Here is a 17813-nt window from a genome sequence, read left to right on the forward strand (position 1 = left end):
GTGAGCTTAATTGAAAAAACTATCATTAAAAAAGTTTTTTTTACAAGAAAAAATTAATAAAATAATTGTTTTTATGATAAGTTTGATATTTATTTATTCGCTACTTGTAACTGGACTAACGACGAAAAAATATAACTTGAAGGAAGGAGATATTGCCAAAGTCGATATAAAAGCACCAAGGGAAGTTAAGGATGAATTATCCACAGAAACGCGCATTCGACAGGCAGAGGATTCTGTACCAATTCAATACAATAAAAAACCTGAAGTAAAAACTGGAGTTATCAGTAAGTTAAATAGTTTTTTTTCTAAAATAGATCAGGTAAATAGTTCACAATTAGAAGAAAAGGATAAAATACAAAAATTAAAAAGTGAAGATAATATAGGATTAGCAGATGATGATTATCAGGATATAATAAAGTTGAATAAAGATGAATTAAAGCAACTTCAGGATTTTTTGCAAAAATCTCTCTCAGATATGTATGATAACAATAATATAAGCGACAATACACAAAGGGATAATAGAGAAGATATAAAAAAGGCTCAGGAAATTATATTGCTGAAAGTCAGTACTTCTAATAGCTTGTCAAAAAATTTAAAGGACATAGCTACTAAAATAGGATATTCTCAAATTTCACCAAATTTCTTTTATGATAAAGATAAGACAGAAGAACTTAGAAAAGAAGCTGTAAAAAAAGTCTCACCAGTTATAATAAAAAAGGATCAAATTATAGTAAAAGAAGGCGAACCTGTAACAAGATATCAAATAGAAGTATTAAGAAACTTAGGACTTCTAAATAATAGTTCACATTTTCAATGGCACATTTATATTTCATTAGGCATATTGATTCTTTTAGTATTGGTATTGGAATGGACATATTTTTCTATATATTGTCCTAAAATATATAATGACTTAAAAATGCTTATAATGGTTAATATATTGAGTTTATTAGCTATATTTATGGCTAGGACCATTGGTATGATTTCTACTTTCCTAATACCACTTACATTTGTACCTATGATAGTATCACTTCTTGTTGGAAAAAAAGTTTCACTAGTAATAAGTACTATTAATTGTGTTTTAATAAGTGTGGCTGTACAATTTAGCCTGGACATAACAGTGCTAGCTGTGGTAAATGCTGTAGTAGGAGCTATTATTCTTAAAAAGATGCAGCAGAGAATGGATATATTATTTTCATGTTTATATATGACGGTTATAAATGTTATACTTACTTTTTCAATGGGATTTTTAATCAGTGATAATATGGCAGATGTGGTTGAAAAGGCAGTATATATTGGAATTTCAACTATAATTTCTGGAATTTTAGTTATAGGTTTTTTGCCTCTTTTTGAAGGAGTATTTAATATAGTTACAACTATAAAACTTTTGGAACTATCTAACCCTAATAATCCACTTCTGAAGAGACTGCTCATGGAGGCACCGGGCAGTTATCATCATAGTCTACTAGTTGGAAATTTAGCAGAAGTAGCAGCAGAAGAAGTAGGTGGAAATCCACTTTTGGCCAGGGTAGCTGCTTATTATCATGATATAGGTAAAATAAGAAGACCTTATTTTTTCAAAGAAAACCAACTGGGAAAAGATAATCCTCATAGTAAGTTAACCCCTAGCTTAAGTGCTTTAATAATAATATCCCATGTTAAAGACGGAATTGAAATGGCTAGGGAGTATAAGCTTCCTGAAATAATAATAGATGCTATACAGCAGCATCACGGCACATCTCTTGTAAAATATTTTTATGTTACTATGAAAAATTCAAGTGAAAAACCAGAGGATGTGAAAGAGGATGATTTTAGATACCCAGGGCCAATACCTGAGACAAAGGAATCAGGTATAATAATGTTAGCAGATGGTGTAGAAGCTGCTGTAAGGTCAATAAATGACCCAACTGAGGATAAAATTGAGGAAATGGTAAATAGCATAATTAAAGACAGATTAGATGAAGGACAGCTTAATAATTGTGAACTTACTTTAAAAGATATAGGCAAAATAAAAGTTGCGTTTATAAAAGCTTTACAGGGAATATATCACCATAGAATAGAATACCCGGAGGATAAGGCATTTTCAAAGAAATAACTAGTCAGTATACTAGCCTATTTTCTATCATACTGCGTCGGTAGAACCCTTAGATAGGATTTACTATCTGCGGAATCTGCCTCCTTGTTTGATAAAAAATATTCGTCGCATCTTTGACTTATTATTTTCTTTCAAATGCTTAAATTTTCTCAAAAATCTATCAATCAATTAAAAAGTTCTACTTAAAGTAGAATTTTTACATACTAAATTGGGAGGAACACAAATGATTTTTATAGATAATAGACAAAATAAAATAGAAGTAACACAGGAGTTAGAAGAAAATATAAAAGGTGTAATACAATGCGCTCTAAAAGAAGAGAATGTAAATATTCCATGTGAAATAAGTGTTATTTTTATAGATAATGAAGAGATAAAAAATATAAATAGGGAGAATAGAAACATAGATAAGGTAACTGATGTATTATCTTTTCCAATGTTAGAGTATCCAGAAGGCAGCGTATTTAAACAGGTATATGTAAATCATGAATTTGAAGAAAGTGATATGGATGATGGAAATTTAGTATTAGGTGATATAGCACTTTCTCTTGAAAGAGCAGAGGAACAGGCTCAGGAATTTGGCCATTCATTTTTAAGGGAAGCTTGTTATTTAACAGTACATTCAGTACTTCACCTTTTAGGATATGATCATATGGAGGAAAGTGATAAAAAAATCATGAGGCAGAGGGAAGAGGAAATTTTAAGCGGATTTAAACTGTAATAATGTATATAAGTTAAAATTATATAAAATGAGGAATAGAGATGAAGGTTAAAAAGCTATTGGATAGTTTTAACTATGCTATTGAAGGTATAATATATTCTGTAAGAACTCAGAGAAATATGAAAATACATATGATAGCAGCTCTTTTAGTACTGGTTATATGCTTTATTTATGATTTAAGTAAAATGGAAATATTAGCTGTAATAATAACAATAAGTATTGTTATTATTGCGGAACTTTTTAATACTGCTGTAGAATCTGCTATAGATGCAACTATAAACTACTATCATCCACTTGCTAAAATTGCTAAAAATGTGGCTGCTGGTGGAGTGTTAGTTGCTGCGGTAAATGCTGTTGTGGTAGGATATATAATATTTTGGGATAAACTAAAGTATATTAATTTTATAGTTATGAGAAAGGTAAAAAGTACAAATCCTTATGTAATATTTATAATACTTGCAATTGTATTTATAACTACAATAATTATAAAGGCAATTTTTGGCGAAGGAACTCCATTAAAAGGAGGTATGCCAAGTGGCCATAGTGCCATAGCTTTTTCTATAGCTACTACTATAGCGCTTATATCAGAGCAATTAGCAGTAGTAATATTGAGTTACCTTTTGGCATTTATAGTGGCGCAAAGCAGGGTGGATTCAGATACTCATTCAGTTATAGAAGTAGTTTGCGGAGGAGCATTTGGTGTCTTAATAACTGTATTTCTTTTTAGAGTATTTGGGTAAAAAGAGAATTTAAATACTATATTTATATGTTTTTTAGGGGAATAATATGAATTATATAGACAAGTAATTTTAGAATTTTCATCAGAAATATGGAAAGTATACTATTTAAAATATATGAAAATTTGCATGATAAGAATATAGAAAAAATTTTAGTAGAAACTTTTACAAAAAAGATTTAGAAAATAAGGAGAAAATTTATGTTTAAATCAGGATTTATTACAATAATAGGAAGACCTAATGTGGGAAAATCAACGCTTTTGAATAATATAATGGGGGAAAAATTGTCTATTGTATCTTGTAGGCCGCAGACTACTAGAAACAGTATACAGACTATTCTAACAGAGGATGATTTTCAGTTGGTTTTTGTAGACACACCAGGTATACATAAGCCAAAACATAAACTGGGGGACTATATGGTTAAAGCTGCTGAAGATTCCATCAAAGATGTAGATTTGGTGCTTTTTTTAACTACCCCTGAATTAGAGCCAGGCAAAGGGGATTTGCATATTTTAGAAGAACTTAAAAAATGTAATGTACCTGTGTTTTTAGTTTTAAATAAAATAGATGAAAATCCAGAACAGAGAGTGGCAGAAACTCTAAAAAATTATTCATCTATATTTGATTTTGTGGAGGTAATACCTATATCTGCATTAAAGAAAAAGAATGTGGAAGAATTAATAGATCTTATGGTAAAGTATATGCCTGAAGGACCTAAATATTATCCAGATGATATGATTACGGATAAACAGGAGAAATTTATAGTATCTGAGATAATTAGGGAAAAAGCACTTAGGCTTCTCTCAAAAGAAGTTCCACATGGAATAGCAGTAGAGATAGACTCAATGAAAAAAGACTCAAAGGAAATTTACAATATAGAAGCTACATTACTCTGTGAAAAAGATTCCCATAAGGGTATAATTATAGGTAAAAGTGGTGCTATGTTGAAGAAAATTTCAACTTATGCAAGGAAAGATATTGAAAAATTTTTAGATACTAGGGTCTATTTAAAGGTATGGGTTAAAGTTAAGAAAGAATGGAGAGATAGTGATAGATTGTTAAAAGAATTAGGATATAAATAGTATGGGAATTTATTTTAAAATAAGGACATAATATAATTAGAACTGTAGTGGGGGATGATTTTCTGAACATATTCAAAACTAGAGCTGTCATAATTAAAACTCAAGATATAAAAGAGTCAGATAAATTGGTATGGCTTTTTACTGAAAAATTAGGCAAAATAGCAACTATAGCTAGAGGATCAAAAAGTAGTAAAAACTCTCTATTTTCTACTACACTTCAGTTTTGTTATGGAGATTACGTAGTCTATAAAGGTAAGAACTTGTATGTAATAAATGAAAGTAGTTTAATAGATTCATTTCAGGATTTATTAAATGATTTAAATGATTTGACTTATGCTTCTTATTTTTGTGAACTTACGGATATAGCAATGAATGACGGTGAAACTAGCAGTGAATTATTTAGATATCTGGTTACTTGTTTTTATCTTATAAGAAGTCATGGAGTTGATGTAGAAACTTTAGCCAGAGCATTTGAACTAAAAATTTTACAGATTACAGGATATGGTCTTAATTTTGATCATTGTGCTCTATGTAGAAAAAAAATTACCTCTTTTGATTATTTAAATCTTCAGTATTTAGGCGGAGTTTGCAGTGAATGTGAAAAAGTAAATGGTATACCTATAAAATATGCTACTTCGAGTGCCCTTAAATATCTGTCTAAAATTCCTTTAGAAAATGTATATAAGGTTATATTATCAGAAGATGTAAAAAAAGAACTATATAAAATTTTGACATTAATTATTTCTCAAAACTATTTTAAAAAACCTAAAAGTTTAGACGTTTTGAATTGCCTTCAAAGTTTTGAAAAAAATAAAAATTGAAAAGGAGAGAAAAATTATGAGTGAAATAACATTAGAAAAAATTGATATTATAAGAGAGAGAACTGGGGTAACTTACGCCGAAGCAAAGGAAGCTTTAGAAAATTGTGAAGGAAATGTGGTTGATACACTTATATATATAGAAGAAACTGAAAAATCAACTAAGGATAGTATGTATACTACAAAAGACGAATTTCTTGATTGGTTAAAGGATTTGGTTAGAAAGGGAAATGTAACTAGGATAAAAATAAGAAGAGAGGATAGAATTGTACTTGATATTCCAGTAAATGCAGGTATTGCAGCTACATTAACAGCACTTGTATGGCCTCCACTTATAGCTATAGGCATATTGACTGCTGTATTTACAAAACTGAGCATAGAGATAATAAAAGATGATGGAAGTGTAGAAGTAGTAGATAAAATAATAAAAAGTGGAGTAAAGAACACTGTAGATGATGTAAAAGATAAAGTTTTTAATGCAGCATCTTCTGTAAAAGATAAATTTACTAATAAAAACGAGGATGAAGATAAAAACACATACAAGTATACTGTAAAATTTGATGACATTGATGAGGATGAAAAAGGATATGGAGAAAATGAGGAAAAAAGTAATGATAAGCAATAAATTTTATTATTAAGTTGTATTTGAAAGATATTTTAGGTGCAGCTCATATACAATTTAAAATATATTGATAATTTTGAATAAAACAAAGAAGAACATATTATTAATTTGTATATATGTGGTATAATAGCTTTAAGAATACAGTTATGAACTGTAAATTCCTCTTAGTAAATATTTTTACAATTAATTTAATTTACTATGAAGAGAGAGGGTGGACATCATAAAATTATCACCAAGGCAAGAAAAAATAATAGAATTAGTAAAAGAACATGCACCAATAACAAGTGAACAGCTTGCGTCTAAATTGAATGTTACAAGGGCAGCTTTAAGACCTGATTTAGCCATACTTACAATGACAGGCATATTAGAGGCAAAACCAAAGGTTGGATATATATATTCTCAAAAACCTTCTTACAGTTTATTATATGATTATATAATGGAAATAAAAGTAAAAGATATAATGTCAAAACCAGTAATGGTAGATGAAAATACTACTGTGTATGATGCGATACTATACTTGTTCCTAAATGATGTAGGGACTTTATTTATAGAAAACAATGGTGTTTTGATAGGAGCTGTTTCTAGAAAAGATTTTATAAAAATAGCTATGGGCAGTACAGATATGCATAAAATACCTGTAGGTGTAATAATGACAAGAATGCCCAATATAGTATGTGTGCAGAAGGATGATCCTGCATATTTAGCAGCTCAAAAAATAATGGAGCATGAAGTAGATAGTCTTCCAGTAGTAGAAAAATCTTATGATAAATCCAAAAACGAGACATTTAAAATTATAGGAAAAGTATCAAAAACCAACATAACAAGACTTTTTGTAAAGATAGGGGAGAGTAAATAAACCGATTATTCAGGTAAATCCTGTTAATATACAAGAATGTTAAAAACTTTATAAGGGAGATGTTTGTATGAATGGCAAGAAATACGTTTATCTTTTCAATGAAGGAAATGCTGGCATGAGAAATTTACTTGGAGGCAAGGGAGCTAATCTTGCAGAAATGACCAATCTTGGCATACCCGTTCCTGGTGGATTTACTATATCCACAGAGGCATGTACCAAATATTATGAAGATGGTAAATCTATATCACAGCAAGTTATAGATCAAATTTATGATGCACTTAAAAATGTGGAAGAGACAACAGGAAAAAAATTTGGAAGCATAGAAAATCCATTGTTAGTTTCAGTAAGGTCAGGAGCCAGAGTTTCTATGCCAGGAATGATGGATACTATATTAAATTTAGGATTAAATGATGATACTGTAATAGGACTTAAAAAGTTGACAGGAAATGAAAGATTTGCGTATGATTCTTATAGAAGATTTATTCAAATGTTTTCAGATGTAGTTATGGGAATTGAAAAGAGAGAATTTGAAGATGTACTCGATGACGTAAAGAATGCTAAAGGAGTAAAATACGATACAGATTTAGATGAATCTGATTTAAAGAATATAATCCAGAAATTTAAAGATATTTACAAAAAAGAAGTAAAAGAAGACTTTCCTCAAGATCCTAAGGAACAGTTAATTCAGTCAGTTACTGCAGTGTTCAGATCTTGGGAAAACCCTAGAGCAATAATTTACAGAAGGTTAAATGATATATCAGGTGATTGGGGAACTGCAGTAAACGTTCAATCAATGGTATTTGGAAATATGGGAGAGACTTCAGGAACAGGAGTTGCATTTACTAGAAATCCATCTACAGGAGAAAAGTCCATATTTGGTGAATATCTCATAAATGCTCAAGGAGAGGATGTAGTTGCAGGAATAAGAACACCTCAACCTATAACAAAGCTAAAAGAAGACCTTCCAGAATGTTATTCTCAATTTATGAGTATAGCAAATAAACTTGAAAATCATTATAAAGATATGCAGGATATGGAGTTTACTATAGAGCAGGGAAAATTATATTTCCTTCAAACAAGAAATGGTAAGAGAACAGCTCAGGCTGCACTTAGAATAGCAGTAAATATGGTAGATGAAGGTCTCATCACTAAAGAAGAGGCCATACTTAAAGTTGAGCCTAAACAGCTTGACACACTATTGCATCCAAACTTTGACAGTGATGAATTGAAACGGGCAGCTGTGATAGCAAATGGACTCCCTGCATCACCAGGAGCAGCTTGTGGTAAGATATATTTTACAGCAGATGATGCTAAGAAACATCATGATCAAGGTGAAAAGGTAATACTTGTAAGGCTAGAGACTTCTCCAGAAGATATAGAAGGAATGGCAGCCTCTGAAGGAATACTTACAGTTAGAGGAGGTATGACATCTCATGCAGCTGTTGTAGCAAGAGGTATGGGAACATGCTGTGTAGCTGGATGTGGTGATCTTATAGTAAGTGAAAAGGAAAAGCTTTTCAAAAGATTAGATAAGGTTTATAAAGAAGGAGATTACATATCTTTAGATGGAAGTACTGGAAATGTATATGGAGAGCCTATAAAGACTGTAGCACCAGAAATATCAGGAGATTTTGGAATCTTCATGGGATGGGCTGACAATATAAGAAAATTGGGAGTTAGAACGAATGCAGATACACCAAGAGATGCAAACCAGGCTATTAGTTTTGGTGCCGAAGGAATAGGACTTTGTAGAACAGAGCATATGTTTTTTGATGAAGATAGAATACCAGAAATGAGAGAAATGATAGTTTCAAAAACAGAAGAACAGAGGAGAAAGGCTTTAAATAAATTACTACCAAGACAAAAGAAAGATTTTATTGGCATGTATGAGGCAATGGAAGGAAAACCTGTTACAATTAGATTTTTGGATCCACCACTCCATGAATTCCTACCTACTGAAACTGAGGATATACAGTCTTTAGCTAATGAAATGGGAGTAAGTTTTCAAGAGTTAAAGGATACTATAGATTCTCTACATGAATTTAATCCTATGATGGGACATAGAGGATGCAGACTTACTGTTTCTTATCCAGAAATAGCTGAAATGCAAACAAGGGCTATTATAGAAGCAGCTATAGATGTTAAGAAGAGAAAAGGGTATGATATAGTTCCAGAAATTATGATACCTCTTGTAGGAGAAATAAAAGAATTGAAATATGTTAAAGATGTAGTTGTAAAGGTAGCGGATGAAATAATACAAAAAGAAGGAATAAATTTAAAATATAAAGTAGGAACTATGATAGAAATTCCAAGAGCGGCTATTACAGCTGATGAAATAGCTAAAGAAGCTGAGTTCTTCTCATTTGGAACTAATGATTTAACTCAAATGACTTTTGGATTTTCAAGAGATGATGCAGGTAAATTTTTAAATGATTACTATGATAAAAAAGTATATGAGTTTGATCCGTTCCAAAAGTTAGATCAGGTTGGAGTAGGAAAACTTGTAGAGACTGCTGTAAAATTAGGTAAAAAGACTAGACCTGACATTCATCTTGGAATATGTGGAGAACATGGAGGAGATCCGTCTTCTGTAGAATTTTTTCACAATGTAGGACTTGACTATGTATCTTGTTCACCATTTAGGGTACCTGTAGCAAGACTTGCTGCAGCACAGGCTCAGATAAAACATCCACGACCAACTCAAAAATAAAGTAAATAGTTATAAGAATAGTAAAAAAGCCTTATATAATAGAGGTTTCAGGCTATTTATGCTATAAAAATAATAGAGTATTGAGAATTTAAATTTTAATTAATTTTAGGCTCAATACTCTATTTTATTTATAAATTAGTATTACAGAATAAAATCAATACAAAAATAAAGTATTATGGAACATTTTGTGTTTTTAATTATGAAACACTTTGTGGTAAAATAGTGATGAGAGAAATCCAATTATTAGTATTATTGGCACAGTCAAGATAAAATGATTTAATATTCAGTTCGTGAGGTGATTAAAGTTAGATTAGGGTATGTAAGAGGTAAAAAAAATTCACATATATATGAGACGCAGATGAAATTTTTAAATAGCGCTAAGGTAGACAAGGTGTTTGCTGAAATACACGGTGGAAATATTGAATTAAATGAAATGATTAGATATGCAAGAGCAGGAGATATTATTTTTGTATATAGTATTGAGGCATTAGGTAAAAATATAAAGGCTATAATTAGGTTTATAGTGCAGACACAAGAAAATAAAGTAGAATTGTTTATAAAAACTGAGAATTTTGATACATCTAATGAGTTAGGAAAATATGTATTAAATATAATAAAAGCATTAGATAAAATTAATGGCAAAAATGATAAGATGGAACGGGTGGATGCTCCTAACAAAAAAGGTAGGATACCGAGGGAATTATCAGATTTAAGAGCTTATGAGAGGCAGGTTGAAGAGAAAACTATGAGTGTTAAAGAAGTATGTCAGAGACTTCATATAGGGCGAACTACTTATTATAGAAGGATTAAACAGCTTGAAGGTGTAATGACTGAAAAAGTGGAGGACAAAGGCAATGAGATTATTTAAATTCTTGGTAGTTAGTAATGAAGTAATGGAAAAGTCAAATATGATAACGCCCATAGTAAGAGTTAGGATTAACCACCAAGAAAATAAATTAGATAAAGTAATAATAGCAAAGAACAAATTTTACTTCTATAGAAAAGGTTTAGAGAAAACTGACTATAATATAGTAACTCAATTTAATATTAAAAATAGTAAAAGTGGAATAGTTTTAATGAGTATAGATTATCCTAATGAAGGTAAAGAATTTGCTGAAGAAAATAAGGCGTATGTTATTATTGATGCTGATAATGTTGATAAAGTAATGGAATTAATAGCTCCTGAAAAGTACAGAGATAAAAAGAACTTTCAAGGATGTTATATAAAGGATTGTGAAAGTTGCATAGAATCTCTAAAAATATGTAAAAACAAAAACTTAAGTGTATCGATTAATTCACATGAAAAATATATTAGAGGAACAACCTGGAATTTTGCAAATGATACAACAGGAACAAAAAATGATAATTTTTCTGAAACTCTAGATGGAGTAATTTTTAGAAGAACTATTGAACCTAAAACTGGAGGTATAGTATATTCTAGTTTACAGTGGGAGGATGGTAAAAGACCAGCAAAATTCCACGGAAAAACTATCTATGTATCATTACATCATTGGGTTAAGTGCAAATCAATACCACATCCACGTAAGGAAGAGAAAGATGCTGATTATTCTTTCTATCATATAGGGCATACATTTGACTGTAGAAATAAATTTATAGGGTTGAAGACACTAGAATCCCAAAAAGACTTGTATAAAAAAAATAATCCCAAATATCTCATTAGAAGAGGTAGAAGAGTATTAGCAGGACAGAGATATTTTTCAAATTCTTTGGAGTGTAAAAAGGAATGTTTTAGGAGTCCTAAAGAAAAATTCTGTTATATAAGCAATACTAAGTGTAGAGATTGTGAAGGAGCATTATATATAAATACTAAACAAGGGCTTGTTGACTTGTATAGTCAACTTATGTCAGATGAGTACAAACAATTACTAGGTGTTGATAAGACAATATAAAATTAGTAATAGTGTTTATAGACTTGGTTACAAATGTAATTGAGTCTTTTTTAGTGCCCTAAAAAGTTTCAGCTTGGTAGAAAAGTAGCTTTAACTATTTGTGATCGAAAACACATTTTTAAAAGTGAATCTTTAGGTAGGCTATAGAAGATTTAACATCTCATTAGTATAATTTGGATTTTAAAACCCTACTCTTGGTTAGTGAAAAGGTAAGTAATATTAAATGTAATAAAAAATAAAAAAGAACAATAAAAAAATTAACTTACAAATAATGAAAAAAAGGAGACGGAAATTATGTTTGAGAATGAAGGAAATTTAGAAATGAGGTTAGAAAAGAACGGGACTATAAAAAAAATGGGAGATACGAATAGTAATAGCAATATGTTATCTGTTGAAAAAAATCAGATCAACACGAATGGACATTCAAAGGATCACATTAGCGTATATCATAATCAAAATTGTAACCTTGAAGATATAGCGACAGAGAAAATTTATAGTAACTTAGCAGAGGCACAAGAAAATTTTATTGCACCTGTTGATAAAGGATTTTTAGAAGATGATATTTTGGATAGTGATATTTTATCCGAAATTGCTAAAGCGAAAGCTAGTGGTGCTTTTGTTCGAACTAAGCACTTAACCTTGATCTATGGCAACGAAGAAACTACTAAAATTTTTGCTAAACGAGTGGTTAGAAACGGCAATAGAGGTGAACCGGTCATTGTCTTTGTTTACAAGGACGGTGAATCTTCTTCAGAACTAGAAATTAGTAAGGCCGAACTTATAAGACTTTCACTTGGCAATTACGGGGAGAAAGCTGAGGGAGTAAATAAGAAAGATGTTTCATATGCAGAGACTTTACTTAAAAAAATAGGGGACAGAATTTTGCCATATTGGGAGTTTGATATTGAGATAACGCTCATAGATTTGTTAAAAATACTTTCTAAAAATATTTCTAAGTTGAAAATAGATAGGGGAGATGAATTAGATATCACGATGGTATATTCCTGTATATACAAATATGTTCAAAAATTAAAAACTTATCCCAATAAATGTTACTTAATAAGAAAGGGATTCTATGCGTTGACAAGAGAAGATATGCTTGAAGTGGCAAGTAGCCTAGAGTCTAACATACCTGATCTTATTAAAATTTTAAAGCAAAACAATCTTCTATATCTACAAAACTCTTCCATTGGTAATCAGTGCGAAGTTAAAGGAGTAGGCAGTTGTTATTGCGTTAAGATGCTTGCCAAATACCAAACAGAAGAAGTTGAAGCAATTGATGAAAACATAATTGATGAATTGTAAAGTTGGAAAGATAATTCGTGAATATTTAAGGTGTTATTAGGATCTATTATTGATGGTTGGTAAAACAAATATATAGCTTTTAAGGTATATAGGCTGATATTTCTACGGAGATATCAGCTTTTATTACTGTTATGGACATATAGTCTGACTTATATATATAAATATTATCCCACAAGGCAGATATAAAGGAAATCAATACTTTTGTATTCATTGTATAAATTCATAGGACTATAAAATATTTTATATAGTTCTATGAATATTTAAAACTCTCAGATTTTGTGAGACTTATGTTAAAATTTTAGAATAGATAGAAATATTAAATGAGCTTCCTTCTAAAGAATGGGTGCTATTTTTTTAGTGAAGTAATTAACTTTGTAATTTTAAGTACAACATCTTTTTCTTTGGATGACAAACCTTCTAGCAGTTTAGTAAATTCGTTTGCTTTATAATCAGGCGCTTGTGTTACTGAACCTGATATTAAATATTCTATGGGACATTCTAAAATCAGACTCAATTCTGCTAAACGCTTCAAACTTACATTAACACGACCATTTTCAATTTTACTCATATATTCGCCAGATATACTTAAACATTCAGCCAATCGTTCTTGTGTTAACTTTTTTTCTAAACGTTTTTGACGAATTCTTGAACCAATGATTTCATAATTTATCATATACTCACCTCTTGAATAACTTAATTTCATATTATCAACATTGACCTATAAATATAATGAACTTATAGGTTAATGCTGACATTTAAATTCAATAATAGCTATAAGTTTTAAATTATTGCGTCATTTATTCAAGAGAATATTTTTTCGTAGCTTACTATAGTAAATTTGATCTATATCTATATAGTGAATTTCACAATTACTAATATTTAAAGCACGAAAAATAGCATTTTTATGATTAAGATATGGACGGAAAAAGTAGTATATAAGTATCCCTTAGCAACAGATAGACTATTTAGATAGTAAGGGGGAGAGTTTATTAGTGAATGGATATTTGTATAGGGTAACCTTTCTCTTATTATACTTTCGTGTATTAATAAAGGAGGATCACCTGCAAGTATAGGAGCATATAAATTTTTTACTATGAATTTTAAGATGTTTTTTCTTGGGTCAAAGATTTATGAAATATTTAAGGTTATAGCTGGTGAGGAACTCAATAAAACTTATGTAGATTTAGTGATTGAGGTATTAAACAAACGATTTATCAATGAGTGAACCAGAAATAATAGAGGAACAATAAAATATTCTTATACTGAACTTAATGCAATGTTTGGTATGTATTAGGTTGGAAAAGTTGGAAGAATCACTTGATCATTCAGATAACTTTAATCATTTAGTATTTGGTAGGTGATTTTCTATTATGTGCATATTGAATCTCAAAGATAAAATAAGGTTGAAATGTTAATTATGCACAAAATTCTACTTTAGATTAAAAATATCTTAAATTCTCAACTATATAGACCTTTGAAATAGAAGAATTTTAATAAAAAATTATGTGAATGGTAAATTTCAAATTCAAAATATAATTGAAATGCTGGAAATACTTATTATTGACGTCATTTAATGAAACAGATAAATTTATAAAATAGTTTATAGCTTAAAATTTAAAGACATCTTTGATTTTTTATATGCATGAAAAATATCATTTTCAATCTCAAATAACAACATATGTTTGAAATGATAATATAAATAATATTTTTAGGAGGCTGGTTTAATTGAATAAAAATGATATTTACGAGGTTAATTACATAAGCATAGTTATAAAAGAAAATGTAAACTCTTATTTTTTTATGACAGACGAACAATTACAAGAAATCTATAAGAGAACAAAATTAGATGGATATGAATTAGTAAAAGCATCTTTACAAGTTTTATTAATGATGGCAGATTATTATTCAAGGCAGTCAGTGAAAATGGGTAAAGCTGAATCGGAACTAAAGGCAGCAAAAGAAGAATTAAATGTACTAAGGAGCAAGAACGCTGTAAGTTTAAATGAACTAAGAAAATGCAAAATGAAAAAGGGAGGGAAAACTTCATATAATCATGGAGCAAGTAAGCAATTGGTTGATTACTACGCTAAAAAGGGTATGACTAATAAGGAGATTGCAAAGGAACTAGGTATCAGTGAATCAACAGTATGGAGACGTAAGAAAGAATATGAAAAAGAGTTGTATAAGAATTTTAAATAAAAAAGGCGTGAGAGTTATATCTTGAAAAAATTTATTAGAGGGTTGTATTATTTTACAAATTAATATACAATTCCTTAAAAATGATTTAAAGGTTTTAATTGATTTATATAGGAGGGATAATTTAAATGACGAATCAAGACATAATGGAAATGATTCAAGAATTGAAAAGGAAAAGGGCAAGTGAAGAAGAATTGACTGCCTGTGAGTTGACAATACTTGATATAAACAATATTGCAAAAAGTCAAAATATGAAGTTAACTGATAGAGATATAAACTTTATAAAGTTTTGGATGGAATGATACCAGAGGGAGGCATGATGAAAATATTTTGTACTTCTGATATACATGGTAGATTTGGCTATTTACAAAAGATAATAGATTTTGTAAATAGCCGATATGATATTGATGTAGTAATTTTTGCAGGTGATATTGTTAAAGACTATAAGTGGTCAAACCTTTTGGAATTAGCACAGCATCAAATGAATGATTATAAACGGTTTAAGTCTATGATCATGAAAATCTCGAATAGACGTGTTTATTATATAAGAGGTAATCATGATGTGTTTACTCCTGATGAAGGTGATATGAATTTTCTACCTAATGCATATAAAGCTGGCATTGAAACTTATTTTATACCTTTTGAAAAAATGAGCATTCAGTTTTACCAAATTGATAGGGAATGTACTGAATTAGAGCTGGGTGTATATTTAAAGGACATTGTTATGGGTGGTAAATATGTAGTTGCTCATCAGCCTATTTTTGGGATCCTTGATGAAGGATACAGTGGGCATAATTTTGGAAGTTTAGCAATAAGAAAAAAGATAGTAGCAGATGAACCTAGGTTGTTTATATGCGGTCATGTTCATGAGAATTTTGGAATAAAAAAATTGAATAAAACTACTGTAATAAATTGTGCTTGTATGAAAGGAGCTGTAAGAGGAGTAATTTTTGATACAAGCTCTAATTCATATGCAGAAGTAGTTTTGAATTAAGCAGGGATATAAAGTGCAGTCAATAGTTTAATATTGACTGCATTTGTTAATTATTATTTAAATGATGCTTTAAATAAAGGCTTGTTTTAGCTATTTGAGAACTTATTAACCTATAAATCAATGTTGATTTATAGGTTAATAAAAATTATAATGAAATTAGTGGAATATATGGAATATGCATCTTGACTTTTGAAAGTAGATATATTTTAAGGATCAACTATATGGTGCAAACTATAGTTCTTCATAATTAAGTAAGACTAGTTCTAAATTGTATAATTACATGTGAAAATATAATAAAAATCATATAATTACATAACTGGTAATTAGAATAAATATATACTTTAGAAGTAATTTTTACATAAATATTCATATGAATTCGTTGTAAATTTAGGTATAATGCGGTAACATATAATATATTAATAAATTATTAATAAAAAGTAAAATAATACAATTATTTCTTGTAGGTAAAAAAGCACATCAAGCATATATCAAGAACACATCTTAAAAATTTATAAATATTTACATAATGGCATAAGGGGACATCAAATAATAAGGGAGGAAAAATCTATGAAAGGTAAAAAATTAGTAGCCATACTAGCAATGGTAGGTTTATTGGGTACGTTAAGTGTTACTGTTCGTGCTGATGGTAAGCAATACACTACTAAGAGAGTAGGAGGACAAACACGTATTGAAACAGCTGTCAATATAGCTAATAACTACAGCAGTAATCAGCTTTCAGCAGTTATAGTAACAACAGCGAATAACTTTCCAGAGGCATTAGTTGGTAGTACGCTAGTATCTAAGCTTAAAGCACCAATATTACTTGTAAATCAAACAGCACATGATAGTCAAAGTACATTAGATTATATAAAAACTCACCTAGCATCTAATGGTACAGTATATATACTTGGATCAACATCATCTGTGTCATGGGATATTGAAAGTGCTATAAAGTACTTGGGATACACTAACATCAAAAGATTAGCAGGAACTAATGAAGATGAAACATTAAAGGCAATAACTGATGAAGTTGGAGTTTCAGCAGGAACTCCAGTATTCATAGCTTCGGAAGATAACTTTCCAGACGCTTTATCTGTTAGTTCGATATCAGCTATAAAAGGATATCCTGTAATATTATGTTCTAAAGGAACACTATCAGATTCGGATGTACAGCAGTTGAAGAAAATCAAGCCAAGTGAGGTTTATATAGCAGGTGGTACGGCAGCTGTATCGGATGCTGTAGTACAACAAGTAGCTAGTACAACAGGCTTAGATTCAAACAAAATCACAAGATTATATGGTCAGGATAGGTATGGTACATCTTTAGCCATAGCTAAATTCTTTAATTTGGATACTAAAAATGCCATTATAGCATCTGGAAATAACTTTCCAGATGCCTTAGCAGGAAGTTCTTTGGCGTTGAAAAATAGTGCCCCCATAATTCTTGTTGGAAACGATACAGATAGGCAAAGACAATATCTTGATACTACTTCTATATACAGTTTAACAGTTTTAGGAGGAGAAGGAGCGTTAACATCTAGTGAAGTTAATGCAATTGTTACAGGAGTTCAGTCACAAAGTAGTAGCAGTGGAAGTACAGGAGGAACAAGTAGCAGACAATCAAGTGCAAGTAGTCAAGGTGGAGGAAGCACAGTAAGTCAGCCAACACAGAGCAGTGGAGGAAGTAGCGAAGGATCAACATGGAGAAGCCATGTTCATGAGACACATGGTGGATTTGATACTGATACAACATCTCATATTCACAACTAACTA

At 30.2% G+C, this 17813-nt stretch carries 16 protein-coding genes; 15 read left to right on the forward strand and 1 reads right to left on the reverse strand.

Annotation, left to right across the window (positions count from 1 at the left end; translation table 11 throughout):
- Window positions 1-10: 10 nt before the first annotated feature.
- The 11 genes from WY13_RS16200 (at window position 11) to WY13_RS16250 (ending at window position 12850) form a co-directional block, all read left to right on the forward strand.
- On the forward strand, window positions 11-2092 hold the full coding sequence (locus WY13_RS16200) for an HD family phosphohydrolase (protein ID WP_063556625.1): 2082 nt from the start codon (window positions 11-13) through the stop codon (window positions 2090-2092).
- A 223-nt stretch (window positions 2093-2315) separates the two neighbouring features.
- Window positions 2316-2810, forward strand: a complete 495-nt coding sequence (gene ybeY, locus WY13_RS16205; protein WP_063556626.1) for an rRNA maturation RNase YbeY — start codon at window positions 2316-2318, stop codon at window positions 2808-2810.
- A gap of 41 nt (window positions 2811-2851) precedes the next feature.
- The gene (locus WY13_RS16210; RefSeq protein WP_013237474.1) at window positions 2852-3550 is read left to right on the forward strand and encodes a diacylglycerol kinase; all 699 of its coding nucleotides are present in this window, start codon (window positions 2852-2854) and stop codon (window positions 3548-3550) included.
- A 197-nt stretch (window positions 3551-3747) separates the two neighbouring features.
- Window positions 3748-4629 (forward strand): GTPase Era, encoded by an 882-nt coding sequence (era, locus tag WY13_RS16215; RefSeq protein ID WP_063556627.1) that lies wholly within the window; start codon window positions 3748-3750, stop codon window positions 4627-4629.
- Window positions 4630-4676: 47 nt separating this feature from the next.
- Window positions 4677-5450 carry a DNA repair protein RecO gene (gene recO / locus WY13_RS16220; protein ID WP_063556628.1) on the forward strand — a complete coding sequence of 258 codons (774 nt, stop codon included), beginning with the start codon at window positions 4677-4679 and terminating at the stop codon, window positions 5448-5450.
- Window positions 5451-5466: 16 nt separating this feature from the next.
- The gene (locus WY13_RS16225) at window positions 5467-6072 is read left to right on the forward strand and encodes a DUF4342 domain-containing protein (protein WP_063556629.1); all 606 of its coding nucleotides are present in this window, start codon (window positions 5467-5469) and stop codon (window positions 6070-6072) included.
- 208 nt (window positions 6073-6280) lie between these two features.
- Window positions 6281-6925, forward strand: coding sequence for a helix-turn-helix transcriptional regulator (locus WY13_RS16230; RefSeq protein ID WP_013237478.1), 645 nt, complete (start codon window positions 6281-6283; stop codon window positions 6923-6925).
- Window positions 6926-6992: 67 nt separating this feature from the next.
- Window positions 6993-9635: a pyruvate, phosphate dikinase gene (gene ppdK / locus WY13_RS16235; protein ID WP_063556630.1), complete on the forward strand. Its 2643-nt coding sequence runs from the start codon at window positions 6993-6995 to the stop codon at window positions 9633-9635.
- Window positions 9636-9930: 295 nt separating this feature from the next.
- Window positions 9931-10503: a recombinase family protein gene (locus tag WY13_RS16240; protein WP_156499074.1), complete on the forward strand. Its 573-nt coding sequence runs from the start codon at window positions 9931-9933 to the stop codon at window positions 10501-10503.
- Window positions 10490-11545 (forward strand): hypothetical protein, encoded by a 1056-nt coding sequence (locus WY13_RS16245; protein WP_063556632.1) that lies wholly within the window; start codon window positions 10490-10492, stop codon window positions 11543-11545. Before WY13_RS16240 ends, WY13_RS16245 begins: the two co-directional genes overlap by 14 nt.
- 294 nt (window positions 11546-11839) lie before the next feature.
- Window positions 11840-12850, forward strand: a complete 1011-nt coding sequence (locus WY13_RS16250) for a hypothetical protein (RefSeq protein WP_063556633.1) — start codon at window positions 11840-11842, stop codon at window positions 12848-12850.
- 346 nt (window positions 12851-13196) lie between these two features.
- On the opposite strand, the gene WY13_RS16255 is transcribed toward WY13_RS16250, so the two are convergent.
- Window positions 13197-13523, reverse strand: coding sequence for a helix-turn-helix domain-containing protein (locus WY13_RS16255; RefSeq protein ID WP_063556634.1), 327 nt, complete (start codon window positions 13521-13523; stop codon window positions 13197-13199).
- Window positions 13524-14575: 1052 nt separating this feature from the next.
- Here WY13_RS16255 and WY13_RS16260 point away from each other — a divergent pair.
- The 4 genes from WY13_RS16260 to WY13_RS16270 all read left to right on the forward strand — a co-directional run bounded on the left by WY13_RS16260 (window position 14576) and on the right by WY13_RS16270 (window position 17810).
- The gene (locus WY13_RS16260) at window positions 14576-15049 is read left to right on the forward strand and encodes a helix-turn-helix domain-containing protein (protein WP_063556635.1); all 474 of its coding nucleotides are present in this window, start codon (window positions 14576-14578) and stop codon (window positions 15047-15049) included.
- Between the two features lie 125 nt (window positions 15050-15174).
- On the forward strand, window positions 15175-15348 hold the full coding sequence (locus WY13_RS21205; RefSeq protein WP_156499075.1) for a hypothetical protein: 174 nt from the start codon (window positions 15175-15177) through the stop codon (window positions 15346-15348).
- A 14-nt stretch (window positions 15349-15362) separates the two neighbouring features.
- The gene (locus WY13_RS16265) at window positions 15363-16040 is read left to right on the forward strand and encodes a metallophosphoesterase family protein (protein ID WP_192845051.1); all 678 of its coding nucleotides are present in this window, start codon (window positions 15363-15365) and stop codon (window positions 16038-16040) included.
- A gap of 567 nt (window positions 16041-16607) precedes the next feature.
- Entirely contained in the window at window positions 16608-17810 is a 1203-nt protein-coding gene (locus WY13_RS16270) for a cell wall-binding repeat-containing protein (protein WP_063556637.1), read from the forward strand.
- Window positions 17811-17813 lie beyond the last annotated feature (3 nt).

Origin of the sequence: Clostridium ljungdahlii (assembly GCF_001636845.1) — a bacterium.
Taxonomy (GTDB): Bacteria; Bacillota; Clostridia; order Clostridiales; family Clostridiaceae; genus Clostridium_B; species Clostridium_B ljungdahlii_A.

Excerpts from the sequence above, each read along its gene's own strand:
- WY13_RS16265 (WP_192845051.1), top strand. The coding sequence starts at position 15,363 with ATGATGAAAATATTTTGTACTTCTGATATACATGGTAGATTTGGCTAT.
- ppdK (WP_063556630.1), top strand. The coding sequence starts at position 6,993 with ATGAATGGCAAGAAATACGTTTATCTTTTCAATGAAGGAAATGCTGGC.
- ybeY (WP_063556626.1), top strand. The coding sequence starts at position 2,316 with ATGATTTTTATAGATAATAGACAAAATAAAATAGAAGTAACACAGGAG.
- WY13_RS16245 (WP_063556632.1), top strand. The coding sequence starts at position 10,490 with ATGAGATTATTTAAATTCTTGGTAGTTAGTAATGAAGTAATGGAAAAG.
- WY13_RS16270 (WP_063556637.1), top strand. The coding sequence starts at position 16,608 with ATGAAAGGTAAAAAATTAGTAGCCATACTAGCAATGGTAGGTTTATTG.
- WY13_RS16210 (WP_013237474.1), top strand. The coding sequence starts at position 2,852 with ATGAAGGTTAAAAAGCTATTGGATAGTTTTAACTATGCTATTGAAGGT.
- WY13_RS16250 (WP_063556633.1), top strand. The coding sequence starts at position 11,840 with ATGTTTGAGAATGAAGGAAATTTAGAAATGAGGTTAGAAAAGAACGGG.
- WY13_RS16255 (WP_063556634.1), bottom strand. The coding sequence starts at position 13,523 with ATGATAAATTATGAAATCATTGGTTCAAGAATTCGTCAAAAACGTTTA.
- WY13_RS16225 (WP_063556629.1), top strand. The coding sequence starts at position 5,467 with ATGAGTGAAATAACATTAGAAAAAATTGATATTATAAGAGAGAGAACT.
- WY13_RS21205 (WP_156499075.1), top strand. The coding sequence starts at position 15,175 with ATGACGAATCAAGACATAATGGAAATGATTCAAGAATTGAAAAGGAAA.
- era (WP_063556627.1), top strand. The coding sequence starts at position 3,748 with ATGTTTAAATCAGGATTTATTACAATAATAGGAAGACCTAATGTGGGA.